Raw genomic sequence first — 17,026 nt, forward strand, 5'->3', positions numbered from 1 at the left:
GTACTGGCCGGGCTGAGCCTGGCCCTGAGCGCCTGCGCCGGTTGTGTGGACGAGGTGCGCTTGTGGTGTGGGTGTTGGGTGGCGGATGTGTCGCTCACATGTTCGACTCAGCGGTAAACTTCTGGTAGCCTAACGGTCACTGTAAGCGAAGGTCTGCAGTGGGTCGCGGGTGATCCTGGTGTGTCGGTGAGGTGATGGCGTGGAGGTGCCGATCGCGTGGTGCGCCCGCCGCTGCGGCTGCCATTGTGGTCGCTGGCCGATGGGTTTGCCGGCCCGTATGGCGATGGGGGCGACCGGTCATGGCTGAGCGGTTGCGGCCGATCGCTGCGTCGTTCGTGGCTGCCGGGCCGTGCGGGGTGGCTGTCCGTGACCGGCTCAAGGGTTTGACGGCGCGCGATGAGCTGGTGTTGCGCCGGGTGGGGGCGTATCTGGGTGTGCTGGCGTCGCGGGATTTGGCTGTGCGTTGTCGTGCTGGGCTGGAGCATTCGGCTCAGGCGTGGGCGGAGCGTAAGCGGGAGTTGACGCCGCTGTCGTCGTCACGGTGGGCGGGGGCGATCACCAAGGCCAGCCATGATCAGTGGGCGCTGGCCCGCCGCTGCCATCTGGCCCACATCCGCACGCTTGAGTCGGGTATCGCGGTGATCGCGCATCGGCTGTCTCAGCCGATCGGCGCGAAGGGTTCGAAGAAGGCGCCGGGTGGTTACCGCAGCAGGCGGGAGTGGCATGCCAAAACCCGCCGCCTGCACGTGCTGACCGACCGGCTGCAACGCGAGCGGGCCGACTACGAGGCCGGGCGGGTGCACATCGTGCGGGGCGGCAAGCGACTGCTCAACAGCCGTCACCACCTGGCCGCCGCTCAGCTCACCGAGGCCGAATGGCGCGAGCGGTGGCAGGCCGAGCGGTGGTTCCTGCAAGCCGATGGAGAGTCGGGCAAACGCTACGGCAACGAAACCATCCGCCTCACCCCCGACGGCCAGGTCAGCATCAAACTCCCGGCCCCGCTGGCTCACCTGGCCAACGTCGGGCACGGCCGCTACGTGCTCGCCGCGCGGGTGCGCTTCGCGCACCGCAGACAGGAATGGGCCGACCGCATCGACGCCGACCGGGCCGTCGCCTACCGCATCCACCTGGAGGTGGCGCGTGGCCGCTGGTATCTGACCGCCTCCTGGCAGCATCAGCCGACCCCGATCATCCCACTCCAGGCAGCGCTGGCCGGCGGGGTGATCGGGGTGGACACCAACGCCGATCACCTGGCCGCCTGGCGGCTGGACGTGCACGGCAACCCGATCGGCAACCCGCGCCGCTTCGGCTACGACCTGTCCGGCGGCGCAGGTCACCGCGACGCCCAGGTCCGGCACGCCCTGACGCGCCTGCTGCACTGGGCCCGGGGGTGCCAGGTGATGGCGATCGCCATCGAAGACCTGGACTTCGCGCAGGAGGCGACCCGCGAGAAGCACGGCCGCAACAAGCGGTTTCGGCGGCTCATCTCCGGCATGCCCACCGGCAAGCTGAAAGCCCGGCTCACCAGCATGGCCCAGACGGCCGGGATCAGCGTCGTCGCGGTGGATCCCGCTTACACCTCCCGGTGGGGGGCCCAGCACTGGCAGAACCCTCTGACCAGCCGGACACGCCGGACCAGCCGCCACGACGCCGCCGCCGTGGCGATCGCACGACGCGCCCAGCAGCACCCGATCCGGCGGCGGACGCCACCGCCCCCGCACGACCAGAGCGATCGTGCGGGGCATCGGAGCGTCCAGGCCGAACCGTGTGCCGCCGGGTGTGAGGAAACCCGCCACCGCACACCGGACCACGCACACGATGCGCCGGGCCCGGATACGGCCAGAACGCGGGCAACCAGCACGCCCAACACCGTTCGGGGCACGCCAGTGCAACTCACGTTCACTGTTCAGGAACGGTCAAGCAATGACCCGGATGGGAGAACGTGTTGCTACCCGAGCAGGTGCTCTTCGGCGCCGCCTACTACCACGAGTACCAGCCGTACGAGCGGTTGAAGACCGACCTCGACCTGATGGCCGGGGCGGGCTTCTCGGTCATCCGCGTGGGCGAGTCCGTCTGGTCCACCTGGGAGCCGGAGAACGGCCGGTTCGAGCTGGACTGGCTGCGGCCGGTGCTCGACGGCGCGCACGAGCGCGGCATCCACGTCGTACTGGGCACCCCGACGTACGCCGTGCCCCCGTGGCTGGCCCGCCAGTACCCCGAGATCGCCGGGGAGCGGCGGACCGGCGAGCGCATCCCGTGGGGGGCCAGGCAGGAGGTCGACTTCACCCACCCCGCCTTCCGCTTCCACGCCGAGCGGGTGATCCGGGAGATCGTCGCCCGCTACGCCGATCACCCGGCGGTCATCGGCTTCCAGGTGGACAACGAACCGGGCCTGGAACTGCTCCACAACCACGGCCTCTTCCAGCGCTTCGTAGACCATCTGCGCCGCCTCTACGGCGACGTCGAGACGCTGAACCGTGAATGGGGCCTGGTCTACTGGTCGCACCGCCTGTCCACCTGGGCAGACCTGTGGACTCCCGACGGCAACCTCCAGGCCCAGTACGACCTGGCCTGGCGCCGCTTCCAGGCCGACCAGACCGCCGAGTTCATCGACTGGCAGGCCGGCATCGTGCGGGAGTACTCGCGGCCCGGGCAGTTCGTCACCACCTGCATCTCCTACAACCGGCCCGCCTTGGCCGACGACCGGCTGACCCGCCACCTGGACGTCACCGCCGGTAACCCGTACTACGCGATGCAGGACGGCCTGGCCCTGCCCGACACCGGCGCCGGCCCGCAGGGCTGGACGACCAGCGGGACCTGGGCGCTCTACCACAGCGCCGACCGGATGTACTCCTCCCGCCAGGAGCCCTTCCTCGTCACCGAGACCAACGCGCAGGCGATCGGCGCCCCCTGGATGAACCGCCCCGCCTACGACGGGCAGTGGCGCCAGGCGGCCTACGCCCTGGTGTCGCGCGGGGCCGGCATGATCGAGTACTGGCACTGGCACACGCTGCACTTCGGTGCCGAGACGTACTGGGGTGGCATCCTGCCGCACAGCGGCCGGCCGGGGCGCGTCTACCAGGAGATCGCGCGCATCGGAGCCGAGCTCAGGAGCGCCGGGGACCTGATCGCGGGGCTCACGCCGGACGCCGACATCACGATGCTCTACTCCGCGCCGAGCAAGTGGGCGCTGGAGTTCTACCCGCCGCTCGCCGACGGCCAGAGCGGGCCGGACCGGCGCTCGTACGAGGGCATCTTCGACCCGTTCTACCGAGGCGCCTTCGACGCGGGCCTCCAGGTGCGGATCATGCACACCGGGCAGCTCACCGAGCAGGAGGCGGCGGACGCCGCCGGCCGGCATCCCGTCCTGGTCGTCCCCGCGCTCTACATCGCCGACGACGCCACGCTCGACTGGCTCGCCGCCTACGCCGCCGCCGGAGGGCACCTGGTGCTCGGACCGCGCACCGGCTACGGCGACCTGGAGGCGCGGGCTCGTACGGACGTCATGCCGGGCCGCCTCGCGGAGCCCGCCGGCATCTCGTACGAGGAGTTCGCCAATCTGGACGCCGACCTCCCGGTCCACGCGCCCGAGGGCTCGCCGCTGGCGCTTCCGCCCGGCGCGGCGGCCACGCGCTGGGCGGACGGGGTACGGGTGGATGGCGAGCGCTGGGCGGGCGAGGTGCGGGTGGAGACGGCGCGGGTGCTCGCCCGCTACGAGCACCCGCACTACGGCCGGTGGCCCGCCGTCACCAGCCGCGCCCACGGCGAGGGGCGGATCACCTACGTGGGGACCGTGCCGGACACCGTCCTGGCCCGCGCCCTGTTCGACTGGATTGTCCCGGCCGAGTCGTCGGGCTGGCGGTTCGGGGCCGCGAGCGTGACGTCCACGGGCGCCACCTCCCGGGACGGGCGGAAGGTCCGCTTTGTGCACAACTGGTCGTGGGATCCGGTCGCGGTCCGGCTGCCTGTGGCGGTGCGGGACGTACTCGATGGAAGTGACCACGAGGCCGGCGGGGAGCTGACGCTCGGACCCTGGGACGTGCGGATCCTCGTGGAGAGCTGACGCCACGGGGGGCGCCCGCCGTGCGGACGCCCCCCGTAGTTCGCTCAGCTCAGCACACGATGAAGATGCTCTGCCAGCCGACCGGCGTCCGCTGCTCCGCGTTGCGGTTGGAGGGCAGCTCGAAATGCATCACGCCCTGCGCGTTGGGCTGGTTGTACATGCGCCCGGACTGGCCGTCGCCGTACCACTTGTAGGACCCGTGGAAGGGGATGTTGGACACCCCGCACGCGTCGAGGACGACGGACCTGCCGGTGAAGCCCCGGCCTTCGTAGGCGATGTACTGCGAGGCGTAGGCGGCACTGGCGGTGAGGGCGATGATTCCGGCGGTCAGGGCGGGTACGAGGAGGATTCTCTTCACACTGCTCCTTGGTGCAAGTTTCCGCTGGGCGAGCCTGGCTCGCCGTAGGACGCCCTCCATCATGTACGGAAAGTAGCCGAGAAGACACTTACTGTGACGACAGGCTGTGGTCGCCACCGCCACGGGTTCAGCGCAGGTACGAGGCGCCGTTGAGGTCGAGCACCGTACCACTGACGAACTCCGCCTCGGCCGAGGCGAGATAGCGCACCGCCGCCGCGACCTCCTGCGGCTGGGCGATCCGGCCGAACGGGCTCTGCGCCTCGACGCCGGCCCGGTTCTCCTCGGTCAGAATGGCGGCCGCCATGTCGGTCTCCACGAAACCCGGCGCCACCGAGGAGACCGCGATGCGGTGCGGGGCGAGCGCGATGGCCAGCGACTGACCCATCGCGGTCAGGCCGGCCTTGGCGGCGGCGTATCCCGGCGCCTGCGGCTCTCCCCGGTAGGCGCCGCGGGAGGCGACGTTGACGATGCGCCCGCCGCGGCCGCGCTCCACCATGTGCCGGGCCACGCACCAGGAGACGTTCGCGGCGCCGAGCAGGTCCACCTCGACGGTCCGGCGCCAGATTCGCTGCCAGGAGGCGTAGTCCACGGTCAGCGGATCGTGGAAGAGGTAGACGGCGGCGTTGTTCACGAGCACGTCGATGCCGTCGAGGGCGTCGATCGCCGCCGAGACGAACGCGGCGACGGCCTCCGGATCCGCTATGTCTCCCTGGACGACGGCGTGGCCATCGCCGTCGAGCGCGGATCTGACCTCCTCCGCCTCGCGGGGGGAGTCCCGGTGGTGGATCGCGACCCGGTCGCCGCCGCCGGCGAAGATCTTGGCGATCTCACGGCCGATCCCACGCGACGATCCGGTTACGAGCACGCCTCGACTGTCCACGATTGACCTCGTTTCCCAACAGATTTCCGGCGGTACGCCGTCCAGACACGCTAGTGCGGGTCGCCGGACAACCAAGCTGCGGGGTGGATCCGCAGGAGAAGGCACAACGCCTCCGCTTCCTCGAAGGCGTTGTGCCGTTGGGCTGGGAGTCAGCAGGAGGCGAGCATGCTCTGTCGCAGGGGCTTGAGCCCAGCGTAGGTCAGGATCGGCTAGCGCTCAGTCGCCGGGTGAGGAACTGCTCGAACGTCAGCAGTTCCGGATGCCGACGGCGCAAAGCCACGATATCGGCCCGGTAACCCTCTTCAGCGAACCACTCGAACATGCGCTCATCGATCGGCAGTGCCTCGAACCTGGTCGGAGTGCCGGTGACGCGCTCATAGATCTCCGCGACCTCGGGGAAAGTGAGCTCGTCGCCGGCAAGTTCGATCTGCCGGCCGATGAACCGTGCGGGATTGTCGAAGGCGTCAGCGGCGAAGACCCCGATGTCGTCGGTGGCGATGAGCTGCATCGGCTTGTCCGGCTTAACCGGCAACGCCAGGAGCCGCTCGCCCACGGCGTTGGCGTAGTGGAGAAGGTTGTTCATGAAGAACACCGGCCGCAGGATGGTGGCGGGCACGCCGAGGGTCAGGACGTGCTGCTCGATCTCGGCCTTACTTTCGAAGTGGTCGATGCCGGTCTCGCGTTCGGCGCCGCCCACGGAGCTGTAGACCAGGTGAGCGACGCCGCTGTCGCGGGCGATGTCGGCCACGGTCTTGCCATGGCGGACCTCGGCGGCCAAGGTCTCGGGCTCGTAGGCCAGCGCCTGGACGCTGAACACGCCGTACACGCCGCTCATCGCCTCGCGCAAGGAACCGGGGTCGTCGAACTCGCCCTGGACCAGCTCCGCGCCCTGCTCGCGCAGCGCTTGCGCTGCGGGCTTACGCGGATCACGGACGAGCGCGCGGACGGCCCAGCCGCGAACCAGCAGCTCGCGGGCGGTGGCTCCGCCCTGGTTGCCGGTCGCGCCAGTGACGAGAACAACACGGGAAGCAGACATGGTCAGATAACCGCCTCTTACTCGGAGCGTTTTGCTCCGGGTAATGTAACTCGGAGCGAAGCGCTCCGCAATCGGTATCCTGTGGTCCATGTCCGACCCCGTGACTCGCCGCAAGCGAGGCCCGCAGGCCTTGGCGGCCCGCAACGACCACGCGCTGATCGAGGCCGCCCGCCACGTGTTCACCACTCAGGGATTCGATGCGCCCGTATCAGCCGTCGCCGAGCATGCGGGCGTGGGCATGGGCAGCCTGTACCGCCGCTACCGCACCAAGGAAGAACTCCTCCAACGGTTGTGCGTCGACTCGATGGAACGCGTCGCGGGCGCCGCCCAGGACGGCCTGGCTCACGAGGACCCCTGGCAGGGACTGGCCTCCTACATCCAGCAATGCGTGGCCTTCGGCTTCGGCATCCTGGCCCCGCTGGCCGGCGCCATCGAGGTCACGCCCGAGATGCGGCGCGCCAACCAGCGAGCCCAGCACCTGGCCGACGAACTCATCGCCCGCACTCACCGCGCAGGAGTGCTTCGCACGGACGTGTCCACCATGGACATCTCCCTGCTCATCGGCCAGTTCAGCCGCACAGCCCCGCACCTGCCCGGGCACGGCGAAGAAGAGATCCGCTCCCGGCTGCTGGCCATCGCCCTGGACGGCTTGAAAGCCCACAACACCGGCCCGCTGCCCGGCAAACCACCCAGCGTGCAGCGCTACCAGGCCCTGTGGGATACCTGATGAGCGCAACCTCTGACGACGGTAGGCGCTCTTGATGTCGGCACTTGCCGGCGATATGTTGCTCACGCCTCGACCAGGAGCTTCCGATCACATCTGCGCGGCGGGCACAGATACCAGGTGGTCGATGTCGACGTCGGAGGCGGCGGTCCAGGTCGCGCCGCGTTCTCAGGTAGGTGAAGCCGGCTCGGCCGGCCACCGCCGCCGAGGCGGTGTTCTCCGGATCCACCCTGATGACCGCTTGGGTCGCCCCGGCGGCTGCCGCGTGCAGGCAGGCCAGCCCCACCGCGCGGGTGGCGATGCCACGGCCGCGCCAGGCCGGGTAGAGCCCGTAGGCGAGATTGACCTGCCCGGGGACCAGATACGGCTGGTCGAACTGCACGTCGATCGTCCCCGCGAGGATTCCCGCTGAATGTATCCCGAACGTACGGACGGGCCCACCGGCCGCCCACTGCTCCAGACATCGGCGTATGTGCGTCTCGACCGTGGCCCGGGTCCCTGGTCCTCCGTTGAGCCAGCGCACCAGTTGGTCGTCTTCCCCGGCCAGGTGGGCGTCGATGTCATCCAGGCACAAGGGGGAGAGGGTGACCGTGCCGTCGGACAATCTCCAGCTCTCCCGCATACGGCGAGTCTTCGCCGACCCGTACGGGTCGCGCCACTGAATAATTGCCTGCCTGCCTGCCTGCCTGCCTGCCTGCCTCGGGAGGTTTCTCAGCTCGCGGGAGCGAAGTCGGCGAACCGTGGGGCGTGTGGCTCGTGGGGCACGCGTGCCGCCGTGGCGGCGAAGCTGATCGCGTGGTACCAGCCGCAGAGCATGAGGAGGTCGAGGAGTTGGCCGTCGTCCATGACCTCCGCGAGCCGGGCCCACAGTGCGTCGTCGATGTCGCAGCTGTCGTGCAGGGCGTCGACGGCCTCGATCAGCAGGCGTTCTCGCGGAGACTCCCAGCACGGATCGCTGTGCGTCCCGTGCGTCACCGAGACGATCTGCGCGGTGGTCAGCCCGACCCGCTCGGCGAACATCGACACATGGACGCCCCACTCGTACTCGCAGCGGCACCGCGCACACGTACGGGCGATCGTGATCTCCCGCTCCCGCATGGTCAGCGTCAGCTGACGGCCCAACTCGTAACGGCCCCATCCGTGCATCGCACCGGTCATCGGAAGATTGCGGGCGAACATCCGGAACAGCCCGATCGGCGGGACACCCGCCGGCATCATGCTCTCCAACTGCGCCCCGACTTCGGGCTCGTACGGCGGTTCCACCAGAGCTATGCGCGGCATCCACCCTCCCTCTGAGTGTTTCGGAAATCGAAACGGAACGCCCCGATGCTAATGTTTCGGAAATCGAAACGCAAGGAGGGGTATGTCGACGAATCGGACTCCGCTTCCTGGCCGGCCCGTTCGCGGCTCCGCGACCGGCCGGCCGCTGATGGCCGCCATGGACCTGCTGAGCCGACGCTGGGCGCTGCGGATCATCTGGGAGTTGCGAGACGGCCCGCTCGGCGCGCGCCCTCTGCTCGCCCGCTGCGAAGGGCTTTCCTCTAGCGTCCTGTACCAGCGCCTCGACGAACTGACGACCGCCGAACTGGTCGCTCCCAGCCAGGCGGGCTACACGCTGACCGTCGTAGGGGCGTCGCTTGGCCCCGCACTTCGGGAGCTCAACGTCTGGGCCGACACCTGGGCCGAGACCATCCACGCACGCTCACCTGAACAGCCCCACTGACCTGGCCGCCTGAGGCTCGGACGGGCGGCGGCGGGACCGTGCCTCAGGGGGCCAAGGCGCTGGAGGCGGGCGATGCCGGAGCGGTCGAGCCGCGGACGATCAGTTCGGTGGCGAGTTCCACGTGGTGGGAGTCGATCTTCTCGCCGGCCGCCAGGCGCAGCGCCGTGCGCAGGGCGACGCCGCCCATCTCGCGCAGTGGCTGGCGGACGGTGGTCAGCGGGGGTGAGGCCATCGGGGCGAGCTGGGTGTCGTCGAAGCCCACGACACTGAGGTCCTCGGGGATGCGCAGGCCGCGCGCCCGGGCGGCCTCCATGACGCCCAGGGCCATCTCGTCGTTGGCCGCGAAGATCGCCGTCGGAGCCTGGGCCAGGTCGAGCACCGCCGCGCCGGTGACCATGCCGTCCGGGTAGTGGAAGTGCCCCGTCTGTACATAGGCGGGCGGCACGGGCACTCCCTCGGCCTCCATGGCGGCGCGGTAGCCGTGCAGGCGGGCCTGGTTGCAGGCCGCGGACGCCGGGCCGCCGAGGTAGGCGATGCGCCGGTGCCCGAGGGAGAGCAGGTGCTGGGTCGCGGCGAAGCCGCCCGTGAAGTTGGTCGACCCGATGCTGGTCACGCGGACGCTGGGCAGGTTCAGCGGGTCGATCACGACCAGCGGCAAGTGGGCCCGGGACAGGGCGGTCAGTTGTGCCGAGGTCAGCTCGCTGGTCACGGCGATCAGCGCCCGCCGACCGGCGGAGATCAGGGAGCGGACCCACCCGGGGGTACGCTCCCTGCCCCTGCGGATGCTGATGACGACCCCGATGCCGACTTCGGCCCCGGCCTCGACCGCGCCTTGGATGATCTCGGCGGAGTACGCGGTCAGATCCGTATCGAACTGCACCTCGATCGTGCCGACCCCGGTCGCCTCGGTCCGGCGCGGTGACGGCGCGACGTAGTCGTGCTGCTGCAGCAAAGACTGCACCAGGGAGCGGGTCGCCGGCGCGACGTCGCTGCGGCCGTTGAGCACCTTGGAGACGGTCGCGACGGACACGCCGGCCGAGGCCGCCACGGTGGCCAGCGTGGCCCGCCTAGGACTGACCGGCATCTCTGCCCTCCTGTTTCCCTGCGACTTTCCCTGTGACGGGTTCCCCGGCGACGGGTTCCCCGGCGACGGGGTCCCCAGCGACGGGTTCCCCGGTGACGGGTTTCCCGGCGACGGGGTCCACGTCCACGGGCGTGACGAGCCGCCGGTCGCGACCGACGACCCGCAGCGGGCCGGTCAGCCGGACGACGCCGCGGCACGGCAGGTCGGCGGCGGAGGTGCCGACGAGCACCTCGACGTCCCCGGGCTCGACGATCCGCCGCAGGTCACGGCCGGTGAAGGCGGTCCGGTCAGCGTGTACGTGAAAGCGTACGCACGCACTCGTACCCGCCTCCAACCGGACCCGCGCGAACCCGGCCAGCTGCCGCACCGGCCGGGTGACCTGGGCGAGCACGTCGTGCAGGTACAGCTGGACGACCTCCTCGCCCGCCCGGCCACCGGTGTTGCGGACGCGGACCGACACCGTGAACTCCCCGTCCGTGGGCACCTCGGCGTCGCTGATGAGCAGGTCGCCGACCTCGAAGGAGGTGTAGGAGGTGCCGTAGCCGAAGGGGAACAGCGGAGTGGGATCGAGGTTGCTGATGCCGTGACTGTTGAGGCCCAGCGGCGGCTGCAGATAGGTGCCCGGCTGCCCGCCCGGCCGGCGGGGAATCTGTACGGGCAGCCTGCCGCCTGGCTGTACCCGGCCGGACAGCACCCCGGCGATGGCCGCCGCGCCCTCCTCACCGGGCATGAACGCCTGGACGAGCGCGGCGGCCCCGGCGTGCACCTCGCCCAGCGCGTACGGACGGCCCGAGACGACGACCACGACGACCGGCGTCCCCGTGGCGGCGAGCTCGGCCAGCAGGTCCTCCTGCACCCCGGGCAGCCGCAGGTCCTCGGCGTCGCAGCCCTCGCCCGAGGTCCCCTGCCCGAACAGGCCCGCGAGGTCGCCCACGACGGCCACGCACAGGTCCGCCGCGCGGGCCGCGGCCGTCGCGGCGGCGAAGCCGGATCGGTCCTCGCCTCGCACGTCGCAGCCGGGTGCGTGGACGATCTCGGTGTCCGGCAGCTCGGTCCGCAGGGCGTCGAGGACGCTGGGCGCCTCGAGGCCGAGCCCGAGGCCGGGGTGGCGGGGCAGGACGTGGTTGGGGAAGGCGTAGCAGCCCATGAAGGCGCGCGGCTCGGCCGCGGCGGGCCCGACGACCGCGACGCGGCGCAGCTCCTCCGCGCGCAGGGGCAGCGCGGTACCGCCGTCGAGCAGGACGATGGACCGCTCGGCCATCTCGCGGGCCAGCGCCCGGTTGTCCGGCGAGTCCAGGTCCACCGTGGCCCCCGCGGACACTGAGCCCTCGGGCGTCCAGTCCTGGTCGAGCAGCCCCAGCTGGACCTTCTGGGTGAGCAGGCGGCGCGCCGCCCGCTCCACCAGGGCTTCGGGCAGCTCGCCCCGGCGTACCCGCTCCACCAGGTGCGGGCCGAAACCGAGGGTGTCGGGCAGCTCGACGTCGATGCCCGCGCTGAGCGCCAGGACGCCGGCCTCGTCGGTGTCGGCGGCGACCTCGTGCATGGTCGCCAGGAACGGCACGGCCCAGTAGTCCGAGACGACGGTCCCGGTGAATCCCCACTCCTCGCGCAGCAGGTCGGTCAGCAGCCAGGAGTCGGCCGCGGCCGGGACGCCGTCCACGTCGGAGTAGGAGTTCATCACCGAGCGCGCGCCGCCCTCGGCGATGGCGGTCTCGAAGGGCGGCAGGATCATGTCCATCAGTTCGCGGCGGCCCATCGGGACGGGACCGTGGTTGCGGGCCGCCCGCGCGGCGGAGTAGCCGGCGAAGTGCTTGAGCGTGGCGATGATCCCGGCGCTCTCCAGGCCGCGGACGTAGGCGGCGCCGAGCATCGAGACGAGATAGGGATCCTCGCCCATCGTCTCCTCGACCCTGCCCCAGCGGTAGTCGCGCACGACGTCCAGCACAGGGGACAGGCCCTGGTGCACGCCCACGGCGCGCATGTCCCGTCCGATGGCGGTGGCCATCCGCTCCACGAGGCCGGGGTCGAACGTGGCACCCCACGCGATGGCGGCGGGGTAGACGGTCGCGCCGTACGTCGTGAACCCGGTCAGGCACTCCTCATGGACCAGCGCCGGAATGCCGAGCCGGGACCGTTCGACGACCAAGCTCTGCAGGCGGACCACCTCCGCCGCACCCTCGGCGGCGGTGACCGGTCCGCTGCCGAAGACGCGGGTCAGGTGACCGAGCCCGTGGCGGCTCGCCTCCTCCAACGGGATGGTCCCGGACGCGGCGAACACGTCCTGCATCGGCGCCACATTGAGGGTCACGTCCGGGTCCGGATCGGGCTGGTCGGCCGGCCGGCTGTCATTGCCCACCCACCGGCTGCCGAGCTGGCCGACCTTCTCCTCCAGGGTCATCTCGGCAAGGAGGGCGTCGACCCGTTCGGCCACGGGGAGCGTCTGGTCCTGCCACGGGCGGAGAACCCGCGCCGCCGCGAGGGGCCGATCTACAGCCGTCATCTGCTGCTCTCCTTAGTGCCGCAATATTTCGCAATGTTTCGGCGCCGTCAAGTGATCTTTACGGGTCGTGCTTGCCGGGCGTTCCTGGGTCTTGACACGTCAACAGCCGAAATCTAGATTGACGGCCGCGCGGTCATTTCGCAAATGTTTCGAGAACCTACTTAAAAGGCGGATTGGGGGAGAGGCATCGGGGGGTGCTGCTCCACGACCGCCGGCCACCGCATCCGATGATCAACGAGCCGCGGCCCGCCCCCGGCATTCGAGTACGGAGATCAGCGTGGAGTCCAGGACAACGTCTCGCCGCACCTTCCTCAGCCTCTCGATGGGCCTGCCCCTGGGGGCCGCGCTCGCCGCCTGCGGCAGCTCCGGCCCCACCAAACCCGGTGCCAGCAGTGGTGGTGGTGGCGCCAAGGCCACCTACTGGTACCTGTCCACGCAGCCGCAGGAAGGCATCCGCACCGCCGCCATGGAGCGGTTCAACAAGGCCAACCCCAACGGCCAGATCGCCGGGACGACCTTCCAGAACGACGCCTTCAAGACGAAGATCAAGACGGCGATCGGGGCCGGCCAGGCGCCCACCATCATCTGGGGCTGGGGCGGCGGCGGCCTGCGCAGCTACGTCCAGGCCGGCCAGGTCGAGGACCTCACCTCGTGGTTCGGGCAGAACGCGGCGGTCAAGGACCGGTTGTTCCCGTCCTCGTTCGGGGCCGCGACGGTGGACGGCAAGATCTACGCGATGCCGTGCGAGACCGTGCAGCCGATCGTCCTGTACTACAACAAGAAGCTCTTCGAGCAGATCGGCGCCCAGCCGCCCCAGTCCTGGGGCGACATCATGGACCTGGTGCCCAAGTTCAACGCCAAGGGCATCGCGCCGTTCTCCCTCGGCGGGCAGTCCCGCTGGACGAACATGATGTGGCTGGAGTTCCTCTTCGACCGCATCGGCGGCTCCGAGGTGTTCCAGGCCGTGTTCGACGGTCAGAAGGACGCCTGGTCCAACCCGGCCGCCATCGACGCCCTGACCAAGATGCAGGAGCTGATCAAGGCCAACGGGTTCATCAAGGGCTTCTCCTCGATCACCGCGGACTCCAACGCCGACCAGGCGCTGCTGTACACCGGCAAGGCCGCGATGATGCTCCACGGCGGCTGGACGTACGGGAGCATGTCCAAGGACGGCGGCGACTTCGTCTCCGGTGGCAGCCTCGGCTACATGAACTTCCCGCCGGTCGACGGCGGTAAGGGCGACCCCAGCGACACGGTCGGCAACCCCGGCCAGTACATGTCGATCTCCTCCAAGGCGACCCCGGAGCAGAAGGAGATCGCCAAGAAGTTCTTCGCCTCGTTGCTCTCGGACGAGGAGATCAAGGCGTGGGTCGGGGCCGGCTCGGTGCCGATCGTCAAGGGCGCCGACAGCGCGTTCACCTCCTCCAAGGACGCGGAGTGGCTGAAGTTCGTCTACGGCATCGCCAGCAATGCCAAGACCTTCGCCCAGTCCTGGGACCAGGCGCTCAGCCCCACGGCGGCGGAGGTGCTGCTCGACAACATCGCCAAGCTGTTCCAGCTGTCGATCTCACCGCAGCAGTTCACCACCAACATGAACGCGGTCATCGGCAAGTGACCACCATTCCGACCTCCGCCGGACCAGGTCAGCCATCGGCCCGGGCGCGAGGGGGACGCAACCTCCCCCTCGCGTGGCTGACCGTTCCGGCGCTGGTGTTCTTCGTGGGCTTCGGGGTGATCCCGCTGATCGGGGTCCTCGCGCTCAGCTTCACCACCTGGGACGGCATCGGCGACATCCACTTCTCGGGCTTCACCAGCTGGCACGCCGTCCTCACCGACCCCGGCCTGCCGCACGCGCTGTGGGTGACGTTCCTGATCATGGCGCTGTCCTGGCTGGTGCAGACGCCGGCGAGCATCCTGCTCGGGGTGTTCCTGGCCGGGGCCCAGCGCTACCGCGCGGTGCTGTCGGTGCTGTACTTCATCCCGCTCCTGCTCAGCTCGGCGGCCATCGCCATCACCTACAAGGCGCTGCTCGACCCGAACTTCGGCCTCGGCGCCGGACTGAAGATCGAGCTGCTCAGCCAGGACTGGCTCGGCCGGCCCGGCCTCGCCCTCGGCGTCGTGGTCTTCGTGGTGTCCTGGCAGTTCATCCCGTTCCACTCGCTGATCTACCAGGGCGGCGTACGCCAGATCCCGAAGTCGATGTACGAGGCCGCGGAGCTGGACGGCGCCGGGCGGGTGCGCAAGTTCTTCAGCATCACCCTGCCGCAGCTGAAGTACACGATGATCACGTCCACGACCCTCGTGCTCGTCGGCTCGCTGACCTTCTTCGACCTGATCTTCGTGCTGACCGCCGGGGGTCCGGGCGACGCCACCCGGGTGCTCGCCCTGGACATGTACAAGCGGGGCTTCCAGGCCAACCTCATGGGCCCGGCCAGCGCGATCGCCCTCATCCTCGTCCTCGTGGGCCTCGCCCTGTCGCTGTTGCTGCGCCGGCTCGGCGGCGGCAAGGCCGACCACAGCCAGATGGAAGGGGCCTGACATGGGGACGACCCTGACAACACGCCCTGAGCGGACCAGCGCCCAGAAGCCCCGGCACGAACGCGACGCGCCCGCCCGGCACTGGAACTGGCTGGGCGGGGCGACCGGGTGGCTCTGGCTGGTCGTCGTGGTGGTGCCCGTCTACTGGATCGTCATCACCAGCTTCAAGACGCAGAGCAACTACTACGCGATGAACCCGCTGGCGCCGCCGACCGAGCCGACCCTGGCCAACTACCGCATGGTCATCGAGTCCGACTTCATCCAGTACTTCGTCAACAGCCTCATCGTCACCGTCGGCGCGGTGATCCCTGCCGTCGGCGTCTCCTTCATGGCGGCCTACGCGATCGTCCGGGGCTCCTCCTCCCGCCGGTTCATCCGGTCGGTCAACTCCCTGTTCCTCATGGGCCTGGCCATCCCGCTGCAGGCGACGGTCATCCCGATCTACCTGATCATCATCCGGCTGCACCTCTACGACACCCTGCTGGCGATGATCCTGCCGTCGATCGCCTTCGCGATCCCGCTGTCGGTGCTGGTCCTGTCCAACTTCATCCGCGACGTCCCGAAGGAGTTGTTCGAGTCGATGCGGATGGACGGCGCCACCGAATGGGGGACGCTCTGGCGCCTGGCCTTCCCGCTGTCCCGGCCGGCCGTGGTGACGGTGACGATCTACAACGCGCTGACGATCTGGAACAACTTCCTGCTGCCGCTGATCCTCACGCAAAGCCCGGACAAGCGGACCCTGCCGCTGGCTCTGTGGACCTTCCAGGGCCAGTACAGCATCAACGTGCCGGCGGTGCTCGCCTCGGTTGTCCTGACCACGCTGCCGATCCTGACCCTGTACGTGGTGGGCCGGCGCCAGCTCCTCAGTGGCCTGATGGCGGGCTTCAGTAAATAATCGCGTGGAATATCTCTTTTGGTTAATGAATCGCCCAATACACCATTCCGAATACTGACCGGGAAATGCGATAAACTCATCCCACCGAGGACATCTCGTGCGTTGGCACCCAGGTCAGCGTCGCCCACGGCGATCGACCGCTCACGGGTTTCTCCAGAGATCTGGACAGGGCACGCTGAGCTCGGACCTCGATGGGGGAATCATCATGACCATCACGCACGCCATACCGCTTCCCAGAGCCGGCGGAACATCCGCTCCGACCACGATCCAGGTGAGCGGTGAGATCGACATCTTCACCAGCAAGGAGCTCCGTCAGAACCTCGTGACGGCCCTGACGACGTGCACCGGCACGCTCATCATCGACCTGTCGGGGGTGTCGTTCTGCGACGCCACCGGCCTGGGCATCCTGGTCGGCATCCAGCACCGCGCCCGTGCCCAGGGCATCACGCTCGCGCTGGCCGGGCCCCGCCCGTTCATGCTCGCTCTCCTGCACATGTCCGGGCTGGACCGCAGCCTGCCGATCATGCTGTGACCCGTCCCCGCGTCCTGAGGTGATCGGAAATCGGTAACGGTCAGTCGGCGATGTAGCCGATCGACTGGACGTCGTACCCGCGAGTGACCGAGCCCTTGAGGTGCATCAGCAGGGCGCCGCCGTCGTAGGAATAGGCGCAGCTGTAGCCCTTCGGCTCCTTGGTGCAGCCCTGGAAGTAGTAGGTCACGCCCTTGGGGTCGTACTTGACTCGGAAGAGTCTGGCGACCGCCTGCTGAGAGGCGACCTCGAGGCCGAGGTTGCGGTCGTCCTTCTGCCACGCCGTGAGCAGCTGCTTGGCGGCCACCGCCGGCTTGGTCACGTGGCGCGACTGGTAGACCCGGGTGACCTTCGAGCCTGAGACGATCATGAGCAGGCCGTTGAGCCCGCCCGGTACCCGCACGCTGGTGTGGACGAACCGGCACGCGTTGCCGGCGCAGCCCGCGAACTCGTCGGGCGCGCGGTAGACGTAGGAGAAGATCGAATTCACCGCCGCGGGGGTGCCCACCTTCGCGGCCGCCGCGCGGTCGCGCCGCAGCCACGCGTGGAACAGCTTGTTGGACACCTTCGCCGGAGTGGCCGCCGGTGCCGCTGTGTTCTGGGTGGCGGCACCGGCCGCCGCCGGGGAGGATGTGACCAGCAGCGCGGCGACCGCGGTCGCCGCGCCGGCACCGAATAACCATCGTTGTGACATAC

At 69.5% G+C, this 17,026-nt stretch carries 15 protein-coding genes and 1 pseudogene; 8 read left to right on the forward strand and 8 right to left on the reverse strand.

The genetic code is table 11. The features are described 5' to 3' along the window. Positions 1-299: 299 nt before the first annotated feature. On the forward strand, positions 300-2,012 hold the full coding sequence (locus tag ACGFJ2_RS46935; protein ID WP_393479708.1) for an IS200/IS605 family accessory protein TnpB-related protein: 1,713 nt from the start codon (positions 300-302) through the stop codon (positions 2,010-2,012). Further along, positions 1,943-4,063, forward strand: coding sequence for a beta-galactosidase (locus ACGFJ2_RS46940; RefSeq protein ID WP_393479711.1), 2,121 nt, complete (start codon positions 1,943-1,945; stop codon positions 4,061-4,063). The genes ACGFJ2_RS46935 and ACGFJ2_RS46940 overlap by 70 nt, the downstream gene beginning before the upstream one ends. Before the next feature lie 49 nt (positions 4,064-4,112). On the opposite strand, the gene ACGFJ2_RS46945 is transcribed toward ACGFJ2_RS46940, so the two are convergent. The 3 genes from ACGFJ2_RS46945 to ACGFJ2_RS46955 all read right to left on the reverse strand — a co-directional run bounded on the left by ACGFJ2_RS46945 (position 4,113) and on the right by ACGFJ2_RS46955 (position 6,337). After that, positions 4,113-4,421, reverse strand: a complete 309-nt coding sequence (locus ACGFJ2_RS46945) for a MiAMP1 family antimicrobial peptide (protein ID WP_225291077.1) — start codon at positions 4,419-4,421, stop codon at positions 4,113-4,115. Positions 4,422-4,548: 127 nt separating this feature from the next. Continuing rightward, complete coding sequence (locus ACGFJ2_RS46950) at positions 4,549-5,286, reverse strand: SDR family oxidoreductase (RefSeq protein WP_358199859.1); 738 nt, start codon at positions 5,284-5,286, stop codon at positions 4,549-4,551. 214 nt (positions 5,287-5,500) lie between these two features. After that, the gene (locus ACGFJ2_RS46955) at positions 5,501-6,337 is read right to left on the reverse strand and encodes an NmrA/HSCARG family protein (protein WP_393479715.1); all 837 of its coding nucleotides are present in this window, start codon (positions 6,335-6,337) and stop codon (positions 5,501-5,503) included. Between the two features lie 88 nt (positions 6,338-6,425). Here ACGFJ2_RS46955 and ACGFJ2_RS46960 point away from each other — a divergent pair, with 88 nt between their 5' ends. Beyond that, entirely contained in the window at positions 6,426-7,064 is a 639-nt protein-coding gene (locus ACGFJ2_RS46960; RefSeq protein WP_393479718.1) for a TetR/AcrR family transcriptional regulator, read from the forward strand. 184 nt (positions 7,065-7,248) lie between these two features. On the opposite strand, the pseudogene ACGFJ2_RS46965 reads toward ACGFJ2_RS46960, so the two are convergent. Continuing rightward, positions 7,249-7,683, reverse strand: a pseudogene (locus ACGFJ2_RS46965) (GNAT family N-acetyltransferase); the annotation flags it as partial. 89 nt (positions 7,684-7,772) lie between these two features. Further along, positions 7,773-8,342: a carboxymuconolactone decarboxylase family protein gene (locus ACGFJ2_RS46970; protein ID WP_357952102.1), complete on the reverse strand. Its 570-nt coding sequence runs from the start codon at positions 8,340-8,342 to the stop codon at positions 7,773-7,775. Between the two features lie 82 nt (positions 8,343-8,424). Between ACGFJ2_RS46970 and ACGFJ2_RS46975 the strand changes: the two genes are divergently transcribed. Continuing rightward, a complete protein-coding gene (locus tag ACGFJ2_RS46975; protein WP_357952103.1) occupies positions 8,425-8,784 on the forward strand; it encodes a helix-turn-helix domain-containing protein in 360 nt (119 codons plus the stop codon). Positions 8,785-8,827: 43 nt separating this feature from the next. Here ACGFJ2_RS46975 and ACGFJ2_RS46980 read toward each other — a convergent pair whose 3' ends face one another. After that, positions 8,828-9,868, reverse strand: coding sequence for a substrate-binding domain-containing protein (locus tag ACGFJ2_RS46980; RefSeq protein ID WP_358199792.1), 1,041 nt, complete (start codon positions 9,866-9,868; stop codon positions 8,828-8,830). Further along, positions 9,852-12,368 carry a glycoside hydrolase family 3 N-terminal domain-containing protein gene (locus ACGFJ2_RS46985; RefSeq protein ID WP_393479723.1) on the reverse strand — a complete coding sequence of 839 codons (2,517 nt, stop codon included), beginning with the start codon at positions 12,366-12,368 and terminating at the stop codon, positions 9,852-9,854. Before ACGFJ2_RS46985 ends, ACGFJ2_RS46980 begins: the two co-directional genes overlap by 17 nt. Before the next feature lie 277 nt (positions 12,369-12,645). Here ACGFJ2_RS46985 and ACGFJ2_RS46990 point away from each other — a divergent pair, with 277 nt between their 5' ends. The 4 genes from ACGFJ2_RS46990 to ACGFJ2_RS47005 all read left to right on the forward strand — a co-directional run bounded on the left by ACGFJ2_RS46990 (position 12,646) and on the right by ACGFJ2_RS47005 (position 16,333). Beyond that, positions 12,646-13,983, forward strand: coding sequence for an extracellular solute-binding protein (locus ACGFJ2_RS46990; RefSeq protein ID WP_357952106.1), 1,338 nt, complete (start codon positions 12,646-12,648; stop codon positions 13,981-13,983). Then, a complete protein-coding gene (locus ACGFJ2_RS46995; protein WP_357952107.1) occupies positions 13,980-14,906 on the forward strand; it encodes a sugar ABC transporter permease in 927 nt (308 codons plus the stop codon). Before ACGFJ2_RS46990 ends, ACGFJ2_RS46995 begins: the two co-directional genes overlap by 4 nt. 1 nt (position 14,907) lies before the next feature. Beyond that, positions 14,908-15,801, forward strand: coding sequence for a carbohydrate ABC transporter permease (locus tag ACGFJ2_RS47000; protein WP_358199759.1), 894 nt, complete (start codon positions 14,908-14,910; stop codon positions 15,799-15,801). 205 nt (positions 15,802-16,006) lie between these two features. Further along, a complete protein-coding gene (locus ACGFJ2_RS47005; RefSeq protein ID WP_357952109.1) occupies positions 16,007-16,333 on the forward strand; it encodes an STAS domain-containing protein in 327 nt (108 codons plus the stop codon). A gap of 40 nt (positions 16,334-16,373) precedes the next feature. On the opposite strand, the gene ACGFJ2_RS47010 is transcribed toward ACGFJ2_RS47005, so the two are convergent. Further along, entirely contained in the window at positions 16,374-17,024 is a 651-nt protein-coding gene (locus ACGFJ2_RS47010) for a hypothetical protein (RefSeq protein WP_393479727.1), read from the reverse strand. Between the last annotated feature and the right edge of the window lie 2 nt (positions 17,025-17,026).

It is taken from the genome of Nonomuraea sp. NPDC049028 (assembly GCF_043197735.1).
Classification (GTDB): Bacteria; Actinomycetota; Actinomycetes; order Streptosporangiales; family Streptosporangiaceae; genus Nonomuraea.

Bases quoted from the DNA above. Each gene is read 5' to 3' on its own strand.
- ACGFJ2_RS47010 (WP_393479727.1), bottom strand. From the start codon at position 17,024: ATGTCACAACGATGGTTATTCGGTGCCGGCGCGGCGACCGCGGTCGCC.
- ACGFJ2_RS47005 (WP_357952109.1), top strand. From the start codon at position 16,007: ATGACCATCACGCACGCCATACCGCTTCCCAGAGCCGGCGGAACATCC.
- ACGFJ2_RS46975 (WP_357952103.1), top strand. From the start codon at position 8,425: ATGTCGACGAATCGGACTCCGCTTCCTGGCCGGCCCGTTCGCGGCTCC.
- ACGFJ2_RS46980 (WP_358199792.1), bottom strand. From the start codon at position 9,868: ATGCCGGTCAGTCCTAGGCGGGCCACGCTGGCCACCGTGGCGGCCTCG.
- ACGFJ2_RS46935 (WP_393479708.1), top strand. From the start codon at position 300: ATGGCTGAGCGGTTGCGGCCGATCGCTGCGTCGTTCGTGGCTGCCGGG.
- ACGFJ2_RS46955 (WP_393479715.1), bottom strand. From the start codon at position 6,337: ATGTCTGCTTCCCGTGTTGTTCTCGTCACTGGCGCGACCGGCAACCAG.
- ACGFJ2_RS46970 (WP_357952102.1), bottom strand. From the start codon at position 8,342: ATGCCGCGCATAGCTCTGGTGGAACCGCCGTACGAGCCCGAAGTCGGG.
- ACGFJ2_RS46985 (WP_393479723.1), bottom strand. From the start codon at position 12,368: ATGACGGCTGTAGATCGGCCCCTCGCGGCGGCGCGGGTTCTCCGCCCG.
- ACGFJ2_RS46960 (WP_393479718.1), top strand. From the start codon at position 6,426: ATGTCCGACCCCGTGACTCGCCGCAAGCGAGGCCCGCAGGCCTTGGCG.
- ACGFJ2_RS47000 (WP_358199759.1), top strand. From the start codon at position 14,908: ATGGGGACGACCCTGACAACACGCCCTGAGCGGACCAGCGCCCAGAAG.